A 12678-nucleotide genomic window follows, 5' to 3' on the forward strand; every position below is an offset into this window, starting at 1 on the left:
CGCCTCTGCTATGCCTTCTAAGGCACTTTCAGACTTCACAGATCGTAGCGAGGTCAAAGACAACAGATCTCTGCCTCCCATAACAACGTCTCACCGAAACACGGACTTTCCGTCATGGACGGTTTGACCGGTACGGTAAGTCTCACATCGCCTCCACAATTAGCATCATTGCTCCACCAAATCCTCAATCCCGCATCCAACTCCTGTAAGGACAGCATCACCCCTAAGTACAGAACTGCCAGGATAGATATTCATTGACCCAGCAAGACCAGACAATCCGCAGCCGCTCCCGATGGCAAATGTGGGCGTTTTTCCTCCTTACCCTCACCGCCATTGTGCTGTGCGCGTTCATCGTCCAGCCCTTTCTTGCCGGCATCGCCTTCGCCGTCACCATCGCTGTCTGCACACAACATCCCTACCGCTGGCTTGCCGCGCGCATTCGCAATCGAACCCTCTGCGCCTCCGTTGCCCTTATGGTGCTGCTTTTCGTCGGCATCGTCCCAATGGTCATCATCGGCCTGAAACTCATCTCTCAAGCCGCGTCTCTCATCACCGCACTGCAAAACGGAGCCGCAGGCGACTGGATCCTGACGTTCGCTGGCCGTCACCCTGTCTTCGCCGACAGACTACAAGAGCTCATCAACCTCGTCGACGTCAACACCACGACACACTCCGCAGCGGTCTGGAGCGCCAGTCATTTCTTCGGCTTCATAGGCAGCTCCACCTCTCTCGTAGTTCAAGTCGTCGTTATGCTTTTTCTGCTGTTCTTCCTCTGGCGCGACCAGCAGATTGCCATCCGCGTTCTGCGTATGCTTCTTCCCATGAACGAATCAGAAGCCGATACCGTCCTCCATCGTCTGCATGACACCATCTTCGCCACCGGCTTCGGACGCCTCGTACTAGCCGCCACCCAGGGCATCCTCGGCGGACTCGCCTACTGGCTCCTCGGTGTTCCCGGCGCTGTCTTCTGGGGATTCCTCACGGCTCTCACCGGCCTTATTCCGGGCTTCGGAGCTCTGCTCATCTGGGGACCTATTGCGCTCTATCTAGGCCTCAGCGATCACTGGATCAAAGCCGCCATCCTCGTCATCTGGGGAGGAGGATGCGTCAGTCTTATCGACAACATCCTTTACCCACTTGTTGTCGGCTCCCGTCTCCGTAGCCATACCGCCATCATCTTCCTCTCCATCCTCGGCGGTGTAAGCCTCTTCGGAGTATCCGGCATCATCCTCGGCCCGCTCATCTTCTCACTGGCCGACAGTCTCATCGCCGTCTGGCGCAGCCAACTCACTGCACCCAGTGCGCCTCTTCCTGCGGACCAAGCGTAATCACACCACGCGTATCGCCGTGCTTTCCTATCAACCTGAAGTGTGCACCACCAAACGCCGACAGATCCACGGCAAACCGCCGAGTCTTGTCCGACAAATTCCGCAGCACAAATCCGTCGCTGCTGTAGCGATACCGCAGCGCATACTCAGGCTGCCGTAACTCCACATCTCCATACCCTGTAATGTGCGGAGCCACTGCCGCATCCACATCCGCCGCCTTCGTCACTCCCAGCCACTTCCCAATCAACACCGCCGTAAACACATTCGGATACTCGTAATATCTCTCCGCCCCATGAGCATTCTTGCCGTCGATGTAATACACATAGTCCATGTCATATCGCTCGCCCATCAGGTAGTTATTCTTCGCGCCCTCCGCGGCAACTTTCTTTAGTTGATCCAGCAGCACGGCGCCCTCCCCTTGCGACTCCCGGTACGCAGCATCCCAGTACCAATACCGCCCCGCCGCGCTCAGATCATACGGTCCGCCGCTGCCAATCTCCGACCTCGTATATCCCGCAATATCTGCAGACAAAAAGCTAGGGAACCGCTCAAACTGCCCAGCATTCTCTTCAATCAGCTTCCGCACTGCAGCCGCCTGCTCCTTCGTCGCATATCCCAGCAACACAGGCAGCGCATTCGCCACCAGGTGAATATGGTCATGCACCCTTCCATCGCGATCCACCCAGTCGATGAACCGCTGATTCCTCTCATCCCAGTACCCCATCGGCAACGGAGCAACCAGCACCTTCGCCATCTTCCCAGCAATGCCGTCATACTCCGCGGCCTTGGCCTCGCGCTCCGCCACACGTTCCATCTTCGCCATCAACGCAAAGCTCCGCGCCGCAAATCCCTGCGCCTGCGTCACGCGGCCATCCTTCATCACCTGGTCTTCGTAATACACATCGCTCCACAAGCGTCCATACCGGTCCACATGCGCCAGCGTCCATCCCGCTGCGTTCTCCAGGTTGCCGATGTTCTCCTTCAGCCACGCCGCATCTTTGCGCGCCTCGTAGTAACGCCAGGCCTCTTCTACTACTTCGATATTCCCCGTCACCGGAAACATCGCCGCATTCACGCGATTGTCTTCACTGTTTCTGCGCACGTGATACTCGCGCCTGCCATCCGGCTGCACCGAACAAGGCGCGCGAAACAACCCCTCTGGATCGTCCTTCATCAACTGAAATTGCAGACCGATCATCCGCTTCACCACATCCAGATCCAGTTCCGACCCCATCGCCAGCCGCCCCTTGATCTGGAACTCGTGATCCACCGCCGGATACGATCCCGCATACGACTTCACATTCAGCGTGCTCAGCACATATCCGCTGCTGTATTTGAAATGCGCCGCCATCGTCTTCTCCACGACCGAAGGCAGCATCGTGCCCCAATAAAACCCCGCCAGCGCATCCTCCAACCCCTCGCCGCCCGCAATCGCAATCGAGAACCGGTTCCCCAACGGATCGCTATGCGGCCGCGCCTCAGCCTCACGCAGCGTTGCATGGTCCGCATTCACCAGCACCGTTAACCCTGCATCGCTTTTCGTTGCACTCACTTCGCCGCCATCCAGCTTCAGATACCACGAGTGATCCTTTGACTCCGCATCTAAAGGCAACACCCAAAGTGCACCATTCGCGCGAATCTCTGCATGCTCTTCTCCCGCAAGCACGCCAATCGGCAAAACCCACCACTGATCCGCTTCCCGCTCCACACCAATCCCCGTGCAATGCGCGAACACCATCTTCACCGGCGCATCAGCATCCGTGCGCACAACCCGCAGCTCATCCCCTGTCGCAGTAACCGAGGCATTCTCCACCGCCTGCAAAATCCCCTGAGGCTTCCATGCGCTCTCGACACTCGCTCCACTCCCTTGCGCAACCGCGCCACCACACATCCCCACCAACAGGGACACAATAACCAATGCCCTCATGCCTCTCCAATCATCGCTCGATATCAACTCACACTATTTCCCAAGCAGCATATCGCGCCACACTGTTCAACTTATGGCCATCCAACCACAGACGCAACAAAAGCACGTCCTGTCGAGCACCCTTGACGGGGCACCTGGAACGCGGAACTGGTACGCGGAGAGCTGGAGACGGCCGTCCAACAGCTCAAGCGAGAATCGGGTAAGGGATTGATCATGGGATGGCATAAAGTTCCCTCTGGCCTCGGCGAAGCTGGGATCGATCGATGAGCACAATTGATCGTGCACCCCGGTCGGCAGACCGCAGGCCGACGTTGTTCACTGGGTTATCGAAACCTGTGAGGGTTATGGATAGAGGCAATTAGGCATTCTCATTTTGTGGGCGAAATCGATAAGACCTGGATGCGGCCGCCTGATTGACGGAACATTTGAGTCGCATTGCACGTAGCTACCTTGCATCGCGGGGTGGCTATGTTGCTTTTGCGCGGATTCTTGTCTTGCCTGTTGGTCGCGGCCACTGTGCCGGCGATTAGCCAGTCTTCCTCTTCTTCGCTCGCTGGCAAGTGGGTTGGCGTGCTGGACAGCGTTCATGGGGATGGAACCGTCGATCCGGACAATGCGTTTTTTGATTTCAAGATCGAGAACAGTGCGCTTTCAGGTTCGGCGGGTAGCGCGCTCAATAAGATGTCGAATGTGGCGAATGCGCGCGTGGATGGAAACAATGTACGGTTCGACGTGCCTGCGGGGTCTGGCAACGTAGTGCATTTTGCACTGACGCTTGCCGGTGACCGGCTTAGTGGGACAGCGACGGGATTGCCAGCGGATGCGGGAACGCGGATTGTTGTGGAAACGCGGAAGGCGGACGCGGATTGGAAGACCGCGGAGCCGGTACCGCATACCACTGATCAGCTATTCGCCAATGTCGCCGCGCTCGACAAAGAGTTATTCGATGCTTACAACTCTTGCGATCTGGCGACAATGAGCAAGCTGACGGCGGACGATCTCGAGTTTTATCACGATAAGACTGGGCTCGCAGTGGGCAAGCAGGTGTTTCTGGATGCGATCAAGAACAACATCTGCGGCAAGGTGCACAGGGAGTTGCTGCCGGGAACACTGGAGGTACACCGGCTGGCGGGATTTGGCGCAGTGGAGATCGGGATGCACCGGTTTACGCATCCGAACAATCCGTCGGATGGCGTGGGTCAGGCGAAGTTCATCACGATCTGGCGTTATAAGGACGGTACTTGGCAGATGACACGGGCTATCAGTTATGACCATGAGGCCGCGCCGGGGCAATGATGAAGTTGGTGGGCCGATCGTGGAGGGTCCGTGCTGCGCACGAATCCTGAAACCTGATCCCTGAAACCTGACATCTAACTCTCATCATCTCGTTCCTGCATCTTGAGCATCGTCGCGCGTGAAACATACCACAACAGACATATTTTCCAGGCAACGCCGGCACGCATGCACAAAACCTCATAATTCCACGCAACATTCTTCCTCCCCTCGGCAATAACTTACCCTCATCTCTACTTGACACCGCTCTCCATCCATCGGGCTCACAGGTCAAAATGTTCCACGCGGAGCAATTTCTGCGTCCAGCCCATATCAACCCAAATTGCTCCACGTGGAGCAATTTTCATGCTGAGTCGCGCGATCCACCTTCACGCGATTTTGCGGAAGGTTAGGTTGTACCGGTAGGGACCGGTGAGCGGGTGGTGGCCTGGTTTGAGCGGCTGGACGCCATGGAAACGCATGCGTGATGGTCCGCCCCACACGATGACGTCGCCGTGCTCCAGCAGGATGCGTTTGGGCTTGTCGGTGCGGTTGAGACCACCTAACAGGAAGACGCATTCCAGGCCGAAAGAGACAGAGACGATGGGCTGGGTCCAGTCGCACTCGTGCCGGTCCTGGTGGAGGCCGAGTTTGGTGCCCGCCTGGTAGCGGTTGATGTGGCATGAGTCAGGCCGAAAGTTGGGAAAGCCGGAGCGGACGGCGCAACGGATGGCGAATTCGCGGAGAATGCGGGGAATCGGCGGCCAAAGCTTGCCCGAGTCGCGCTCAGGAACCCAGCGATGGTTGAAAGCACGAAGGTCGCCGCTGTCAGTGACCATGACCTGCATTGGCAGGCCAGTGGGCGTAACAGCGTGATGAAGGGGCGCGGCGGCCATAATCTCTTCAGCCGCGGCGAAGAATTCGCGGTCCTGGTCAAGAGCGAGACCGCGCATGAGGATTGCGCCGGGGAAGAGCTCTTCGTGAGTGGGTTCAGCGGGGAGCTGGGAGAAGAGATTCATTGCGAGACTGCTCATGAACGCATTCTAATCCAAAAAGCGAAAATTAGGCGAAAATAATTCGGACTCGTACAATTGCCCCAACGCAGTGCCAAAACCAATCTGGAGACTCCATGCGGCCATCTTTCACACTGGGCATTGAAGAGGAGTATCAGACCATCGATCCGGTGACGCGGGATCTGCGGTCACATATTGCGACGGAAATGCTGTCGCAGGGCAAGATGCGGCTGGAAGAGCGCGTAAAGGCCGAGATGCACCAGTCGGTGGTGGAGGTGGGAACGCGGGTCTGCCGAAACGTGGAAGAGGCACGTGAGGACCTCTACGACCTGCGGCGGCAGATGATTCACCTCGCGAAGGAGAACAACCTCACGCTGGTTGCCGGGGCAACGCATCCGTTTGCGGACTGGCGAACGCAGGAGATTTATCCTGACCCGCGATACAGGCAGGTGGTGAAGGATCTGCAGTTAGTGGCGCGGTCGAACCTGATCTTTGGTCTGCATGTGCATATCGGCATCGAGGACCGCGAGGCGGCAATCCGGATCATGAACTCGATGCGGTATTTTCTGCCGCACATCATGGCGCTGACAACGAATTCGCCGTTCTGGCTGGGGTTGAATACTGGCTATAAGGGTTATCGCGCGAAGGTCTTTGAGAACTTTCCGCGGACTGGAATTCCGGATGCTTTCTCTAGTTATTCGGAGTACGACAACTACGTCAATCTGCTGATCAAGACGAACTGCATCGATAACGGAAAGAAAATCTGGTGGGATATCCGGCCGCATCCGTACTTCAACACGGTGGAGGTGCGGGCGTGCGACATTCCACTACGGGCAGAGGAGACGATTTCGGTGGCGGCGCTGATACAGGCGACGGCGGCGTACCTGTACCGCCTGCATGAGCGCAACCAGGACTTTCGGCACTACTCACGCCCATTGCTGATGGAGAATAAGTTTCGCGCGGTGCGGTATGGGCTGGATGGGCAGCTGATCGATTTTGGCAAAGAGGCTGAAGTGCCGGAGCGGGATCTGATCCGCGAGTATCTGGAGATGATCGATCCGGTGGTCGATGAGTTAGGAAGCCGCGAGGCGATCAACGGAATCAGAACAATCCTTGAGACGGGCACAGGCGCTGACCGGCAGCTTGCAGTGTTTGAGAAGTCGGGCCAGGACTTGAAGGCCGTGGTGGATTACATGGCTGAGGAGACTGCAGCGGGGTTGTTTTAGGGTTCCCGTATGCAAAAAAATTCATAAACTGCATTTACCACGGAGCTTCTCTTGAAAAATATACGTATACGTGCAAATATAATCATATGGCAAACAAAACTTTATATGTTCGCGACAGCGATCTTGGTTTATGGGATTTGGCACAAGCACAACTGGGCCAGAGTATCTCTGCGCTGTTCACCGAATTTCTTAGAGAAAGGGTGAAGCTGATGAATGTCTTTGTGCATGTACTTCGTTCCTCGTCTCACAGCAAAGACTTAACGGTGATATTTTCTCCAGTTGGGCCAACAGGAAGCGGAGGTCCTGGAAACCCGCAACATGTACAAGAGCCGGAATTGATTGCGTTCCTAGAAATGTACGGTGTTACATCCAAGGTCGCCATCAAGATTGCTGAAAGTCTACAAGGCGCTCAGAGCATTTCAGAATTAACCACAATCGCAAAAAGGAGTTCCGCTATGTCGGAAAGTTTTCAGGCATCTACGCAATATGGAGATTGGAAGGGAACGGCGGCGGCGGATGAATTCGGTGCGGATAGCTCATTTGATGAATTATTCGAGGCAACGGGTAACGTAGATCTCGAAGAAGAAATAATGATCGGATTTGAGTTCTATAACATCGAGGGGAGTTTATACGTGTCTGGGTACTTCCATCCCAAACCAGCAGAAAACGGGAGTGGTTGGTATCCATCGTTGAACGAACAGTTTCAGAAAGATCAGATCGCGCCAATTAAAGTTAAGAAGGTCCGCGTGGAACTCACTCTTGAACAATTCTTCAAGTACTTCAAGCGGTTCAATGTGGTGCTGGTAAAAGGTGCAATTGACATTCTCGGACGCGAATACAAGATCATAAGTGGCGTCGAGTAAAGAAGATTCCGCGCCGAGCGCTCTGGAGAGTGACTTGTACCTCGCTATGGCCCTGTCACTAGTCGGATGTATGCCTGACCTCTCTTGAAGCTGCGTTCTACAATCCCATTTGGGCTTGCTGGATTATCGCGGCTCTTGATCTATCTATCTCTATCTCACAGGACTGCTTTATGCCGAATGTGCTTCCGTCTCGTTTGCGGCAATGGATTTTGCTCGCTTCCTGCGCTGTGGTTTTGGCGCTCACGTGCTCTCCGTTGCGAGCGCAGTCTAACGATGGCCGTGCGCACACATTTGCTGTGCGCGATGGACATTTTGAGCTGGATGGCAAGCCGTTTCAGATCATCTCCGGCGAGATGCATTATCCGCGGATTCCGCGGGAGTACTGGCGGGCGCGGCTGCGGATGGCGAAAGCGATGGGACTGAATGCGGTGACGACGTATGTCTTCTGGAACGTGCATGAGCCGGAGCCGGGCAAGTATGACTTCACGGGGCAGAACGATGTAGCAGAGTTTATTCGCGAGGCGCAGCAGGAGGGGCTTTGGGTGTTGCTGCGACCGGGGCCATATTCGTGCGCGGAGTGGGAGTGGGGTGGCTATCCCTACTGGCTGTTGAAGACGCCGGGAATTGTGGTGCGCAGTTCTGATCCGAAGTTTATGGAGCCGGCAAAACGATGGTTAATGCGGCTGGGCAAAGAGCTGGCTCCTCTGCAGTTGGCCAATGGCGGCCCGATTCTGACGGTGCAGGTAGAAAACGAGTATGGGTCGTTCGATAAGGATCATGCGTACATGGAACAGATTCACCATGCGCTGATCGATGCTGGATTTGGGAAGTCGGTGATGTATACGGCGGATGGTCCAGAAGAGATACCGAATGGGAGCTTGCCGGAACTGCCTGCGGTGATCAATTTCGGAACCGGTGAGGCGAAGCATGGGTTTGAGGTGCTGCACAAGCTGAGGCCGGAGGGCCCGTTTATGAGCGGGGAGTATTGGGCGGGGTGGTTTGACCACTGGGGTGAGAAGCACCAGACGACCGATGGAGCGAAGCAGGCAGAAGAGTTGGGCTGGATGCTGCAGCAGGGGTATTCGGTGAGCCTCTACATGGTGCATGGCGGCACTAGTTTTGGCTGGATGAATGGGGCGAATTGGGATGGCAAGCACTATCAGCCCGACGTGAACAGCTACGACTACGACACAGGGATCGATGAGAGCGGGAGGCCGCGTGCGAAGTACTTCGCTTTTCGCAATGCAATCGTGAAGGCTACGGGATTGGCGCTGCCTGTAGTACCGAGTGTGGCGGCTCCGCAGGCGGTTGCGCCAATTGCGCTGACTGAGTCAGCTTCGCTGTGGGACAACCTGCCGCAGCCGGTGATTTCGCATGAGCTGAAGAGTATGGAGGATCTGGGGCAGGCGTATGGGTACATTCTGTATCGCACGACTGCTCATGCGGACGCGAAGGGCGAGCTGGCGATTGATGGGCTGCATGATTATGCGCAGGTGTATGTGGATGGGAAGCTGGCGGGAACGGTGGATCGCCGGCTGAACCAGTCAAAGCTGGATTCGGTGGCTGTGGTGAAGGGTGCACGGATCGATCTGCTGGTAGAGAACTCGGGGCGAATCAATTTCAGCAAGGAGCTTAGGGGGGAACGCAAGGGGATTCTGGGATCAGTGACGGTGGCCGGAACTGTGCTGCATGACTGGAGGATTTATCCGCTGCCGCTGACGGATGTGGATGGGTGGAAGTTCAGCGCGGGCGGGTGCAAGGCGGCGCCGTGTGTCTTTCGCGGGCGGTTTACGCCGGGGTATGCGGGCGGTGCGGATGCGGATACTTTTCTTGATTCAGCGGGGCTGACGAAGGGATTTGTGTGGCTCAATGGCAGGCCGCTGGGACGGACGTGGAAGGTGGGTCCGCAGGAGACGCTGTATGTGCCGGGAGTGTGGCTGAAGCCCGGAGCGAATGAGCTTACGGTGCTGGATCTGAACCTGACGAATGCGCCTGGGCTGCCGGGGTTGGATAAGCCAATTTTGGATGCGCCGATACAGGAGTAGTGGATTTCTTCAAAACTTTGTTTCGAACCTTTGCGTCGTTTGTGATCATTTCGAATACGAGCCCTAGTCCTGGTTAGATGAAACTCAAACGCTCTGGCTATACACGAGCAATTCGATTGACCGCCCTAACGTTGATGAGTGTGGCAATTTTTGCCTGCTCATCTGATGTGAAGGTTACGGTGCCTGTGAATGAGGTGCTGCCATCATCTCCACCTGTTGCTCCGTTAGCGCATTGGACTGCAGCAGTGGGACGGGATGTTGAATCGCTGCAAGTGCCCGGTGCAGTACTGCGAGGGTGGACGTTTTATCTTGGCAAGCACGATACCCGACGGCCTCATGTGCTGTTCTTCAACGGTAATGCGATGGAAATTGATACAGCGCAGTCTGTCTATCACCAGCTTGCGATACAGGGGCCAGAAGTAACGGCATTTGATTATCGTGGCTATGGATTCAGTGAGGGCAAAGCTGATGTGATGCAGTTCCGCAAAGACGCACTGGCCATTTACGACAAGGAAGCTGCCGCTGGACCTGTGATTGTATATGGGTTTTCGCTCGGAACAGCGATGGCGACATACGTGGCTTCACAGCGGAAGATTGCGGGATTGATTCTTGCCGGGACGATTGCACGAGCCGATGAAGAGTTTCCTGTGTTTGCGCGGGCTACCGGACTTAGTGCTTCTTCGATTGCGAGGATGACGCCTTCCTCGGATGCGGAGACTGCATTTGATGAAGTGGGGATGATTGCTCGCAGTAACGCTCCGTTATTGATGATTCATGGTGAGAATGATTCGTTGGTGCCGATTCAGCAAGGGCGCGAAGTGTTTGCTGCTTGTCCAGCGAAACAGAAACAGTTTGTGAGTGTGCCGGGTGCCGGGCATAACGAGGCTGTGGATTCGGAGCAAGGGTTGGAGGCGTTTCGGAAGTTCGTAAGTGTTGACTCGTTTAGCGCTAAAGATAAATCTGTAGTGCGAACACCCCGCACATAGGAAGGCCGATTGTTTCTATTTTCGTCTCGCGTGAAATTGCCGGTGACCGATGAAGATCGCCTATGGGTGGATGAGGGATTTGCGCGGCTTGAAGGAATGGTGGGACGGCAGAGAATGCTGGATGCGAAGGTGCGCTTGCCTGTCGATGCGGATTTTCCGGATCGCTTTGATGGAAGTGAAGCGGCAGCGGAGCGAATGTTTGAGCGGATCTGCGGTTACATGGAAGTTGACGGCGAAAAGATTGACTTTGAACTCATGCGAGATGATCAGCGGAGCCTGCGCGAGTTGCTTCCAGAATGGAGTGCTCGACCTGAATCCAATACCGGTGGCTTGTATATGCCGAGTGCGCCCGATGCGGAGACTAGCGAACGCTGCGTTGTTGCTGTAAATGCGGGCCGCTTGAAGGATCCAGTGGGTCTGGTTGCTGTGATCGCGCATGAGCTATGTCATGTGATTCTGCTTGAAGGTGGGCTGATCGATCCAGATGTGGTGGATCATGAACCGATGACGGATCTTCTCACTGTGTTTCTTGGCTTCGGAGTCTTCACTGCTAACGCGGCGGCGCGATTCAGCCAGTATCAGGATGGTCAGAAGCAGGGCTGGTCGATGCAGAAGCTCGGATATCTTCCAGAGCAGGTGTTTGGGTATGCGCTAGCTAAGTTTGCTAGAGAACGAGGTGAGCGTAAGCCCGTGTGGGATCGGTATCTGGAGACGGCGGTTAGAGATTACTTCACGCGATCTTGTGTGTGGCTGGAGAAGCACGAGTCGTAGAAAGCAATGCTGGCAAGCGAAAAAAGACTACTTCTGATTCACAGGCTTGGTTCTCTCCAGATGGATGCGGCCCCAGGCGCATAGGGCTTCGAGGTGCGGGGCGAGGGTCAGGCCGTAGGCTGTTAGCTGATAGCGGACGCGGGTGGGGGTGGCTAACTCCTCGATGCGCTCGATGATGCCGTCGCGTACAAGGTCTTGCAGATGGCGGATGAGCATGCGTTCTGTGATGCCAGGTATGCTGCGGCGCAGTTCGCTGGTGCGCATAGGTTGCTGTGAGAGACGCCAGAGGATGGTGCCTTTCCAGCGGCCGTCGACGATGGAGAGAGCGGCGTCGAGGGGGCATGGCGATATCTCTTTTTTCGAAACAGGCACTGCTTTGATCCTCTCAGGGCTGATGCGGTGCGGCTGCTGACAACTTTGTCAGTACGTGGTTCTGCATCGGCGGACGCTTCGATGCTATCGCATGGTTAGGAGTGGACGATGCTGATTCTGGACATTGCAACGATTGTTAGCGTGGGAATGATGACGGGCGTGGAGTTTGCGGTTTCCGCGTTTGTGAATCCGGTGGTGCTGACGATGGAGGATGGGGCTCAGGCCTTTGCGACGCGGGCGTTTGCGCGGCTGCTGGGGCGGATGATGCCGTTCTGGTATGTGGGGAATATGCTGTTGCTCGCCGGCGAAGCGGTGATGCGGCATGGGCAGAGCGGCTCTGCTTTTTTATATGCGGCGTGCGGAGTGTGGGCTGCAGTGATTGCTTTGACACTGATGTTTCTGGTGCCTATTAATAACCGGATCGCGGCGATGCCGGATGGGGCGTTTGCGCGGGCAATGAAGGCGGAGCATCATGTGTGGGATTTGCGGCATCGGGTGCGGATTGCGGCGCTGATGGTGGCGACGGTGCTGTTGCTTGTCGCTATTGGCGCAGTGAAGTGCGCATGAATCGATCAACCGCTGTTACCCACTTATTCAGTAAAGTGCGCTGAATGGATGAGTCACTCCGGTTTGTGGTTGGGGCAAGTCAATAGGTTCGCACCATGCGTAAAGGTGAAGCGATTCCCTTCGGGAATGGCACACCGGCTCAAGAGTCAGGCCTTGTACTGCGATTCTTTTCATCCCACCCTGAGGCAATTTTAAAATCCCATGGCAATTAATCGGCCGCTTCTGAGGCTGGTGAAAAGCACGGTTAAGTTGCTCTTATTTCGTCATTTACATATGAGATACGCGTTTCGCGTATTGACCTGCTACCG

11 protein-coding genes are annotated in these 12678 nt (G+C 55.8%); 8 read left to right on the forward strand and 3 right to left on the reverse strand.

Going from position 1 to position 12678, the window contains the following annotated elements; genetic code table 11:
- Nucleotides 1-254 precede the first annotated feature (254 nt).
- Nucleotides 255-1328 (forward strand): AI-2E family transporter, encoded by a 1074-nt coding sequence (locus tag OHL22_RS12985; protein ID WP_263337906.1) that lies wholly within the window; start codon nt 255-257, stop codon nt 1326-1328.
- Here OHL22_RS12985 and OHL22_RS12990 read toward each other — a convergent pair.
- Nucleotides 1288-3255: a glucosidase family protein gene (locus tag OHL22_RS12990; RefSeq protein ID WP_263337908.1), complete on the reverse strand. Its 1968-nt coding sequence runs from the start codon at nt 3253-3255 to the stop codon at nt 1288-1290. The genes OHL22_RS12985 and OHL22_RS12990 overlap by 41 nt on opposite strands.
- A gap of 489 nt (nt 3256-3744) precedes the next feature.
- On the opposite strand from OHL22_RS12990, the gene OHL22_RS12995 reads away from it, so the two are divergent.
- Nucleotides 3745-4551: a nuclear transport factor 2 family protein gene (locus tag OHL22_RS12995; protein ID WP_263337910.1), complete on the forward strand. Its 807-nt coding sequence runs from the start codon at nt 3745-3747 to the stop codon at nt 4549-4551.
- A gap of 365 nt (nt 4552-4916) precedes the next feature.
- Here the strand turns inward: OHL22_RS12995 and OHL22_RS13000 are convergent, their stop codons facing one another.
- Entirely contained in the window at nt 4917-5561 is a 645-nt protein-coding gene (locus OHL22_RS13000; protein ID WP_263337912.1) for an alpha-ketoglutarate-dependent dioxygenase AlkB, read from the reverse strand.
- A gap of 95 nt (nt 5562-5656) precedes the next feature.
- Here OHL22_RS13000 and OHL22_RS13005 point away from each other — a divergent pair, with 95 nt between their 5' ends.
- From OHL22_RS13005 to OHL22_RS13025, 5 genes are all read left to right on the forward strand, one after another.
- Complete coding sequence (locus OHL22_RS13005; RefSeq protein WP_263337915.1) at nt 5657-6766, forward strand: carboxylate-amine ligase; 1110 nt, start codon at nt 5657-5659, stop codon at nt 6764-6766.
- An 86-nt stretch (nt 6767-6852) separates the two neighbouring features.
- Nucleotides 6853-7629 (forward strand): hypothetical protein, encoded by a 777-nt coding sequence (locus tag OHL22_RS13010; RefSeq protein ID WP_263337917.1) that lies wholly within the window; start codon nt 6853-6855, stop codon nt 7627-7629.
- 170 nt (nt 7630-7799) lie between these two features.
- Complete coding sequence (locus OHL22_RS13015; RefSeq protein WP_263337920.1) at nt 7800-9674, forward strand: glycoside hydrolase family 35 protein; 1875 nt, start codon at nt 7800-7802, stop codon at nt 9672-9674.
- Nucleotides 9675-9790: 116 nt separating this feature from the next.
- Nucleotides 9791-10660 (forward strand): alpha/beta hydrolase, encoded by an 870-nt coding sequence (locus OHL22_RS13020; protein WP_263337923.1) that lies wholly within the window; start codon nt 9791-9793, stop codon nt 10658-10660.
- 9 nt (nt 10661-10669) lie between these two features.
- Nucleotides 10670-11431 (forward strand): hypothetical protein, encoded by a 762-nt coding sequence (locus tag OHL22_RS13025; protein WP_263337925.1) that lies wholly within the window; start codon nt 10670-10672, stop codon nt 11429-11431.
- A gap of 27 nt (nt 11432-11458) precedes the next feature.
- On the opposite strand, the gene OHL22_RS13030 is transcribed toward OHL22_RS13025, so the two are convergent.
- Entirely contained in the window at nt 11459-11803 is a 345-nt protein-coding gene (locus OHL22_RS13030; RefSeq protein WP_263337927.1) for a winged helix-turn-helix transcriptional regulator, read from the reverse strand.
- A 108-nt stretch (nt 11804-11911) separates the two neighbouring features.
- Between OHL22_RS13030 and OHL22_RS13035 the strand changes: the two genes are divergently transcribed.
- Nucleotides 11912-12370 (forward strand): DUF1772 domain-containing protein, encoded by a 459-nt coding sequence (locus OHL22_RS13035; RefSeq protein WP_263337929.1) that lies wholly within the window; start codon nt 11912-11914, stop codon nt 12368-12370.
- The last annotated feature ends 308 nt before the right edge of the window (nt 12371-12678 follow it).

The organism is Acidicapsa dinghuensis, from assembly GCF_025685685.1.
GTDB lineage: Bacteria > Acidobacteriota > Terriglobia > Terriglobales > Acidobacteriaceae > Acidicapsa > Acidicapsa dinghuensis.

Coding starts and splice junctions, on each gene's coding strand:
- OHL22_RS12990 (WP_263337908.1), bottom strand. CDS start 3,255: ATGAGGGCATTGGTTATTGTGTCCCTGTTGGTGGGGATGTGTGGTGGC.
- OHL22_RS13000 (WP_263337912.1), bottom strand. CDS start 5,561: ATGAGCAGTCTCGCAATGAATCTCTTCTCCCAGCTCCCCGCTGAACCC.
- OHL22_RS13005 (WP_263337915.1), top strand. CDS start 5,657: ATGCGGCCATCTTTCACACTGGGCATTGAAGAGGAGTATCAGACCATC.
- OHL22_RS13010 (WP_263337917.1), top strand. CDS start 6,853: ATGGCAAACAAAACTTTATATGTTCGCGACAGCGATCTTGGTTTATGG.
- OHL22_RS13015 (WP_263337920.1), top strand. CDS start 7,800: ATGCCGAATGTGCTTCCGTCTCGTTTGCGGCAATGGATTTTGCTCGCT.
- OHL22_RS13035 (WP_263337929.1), top strand. CDS start 11,912: ATGCTGATTCTGGACATTGCAACGATTGTTAGCGTGGGAATGATGACG.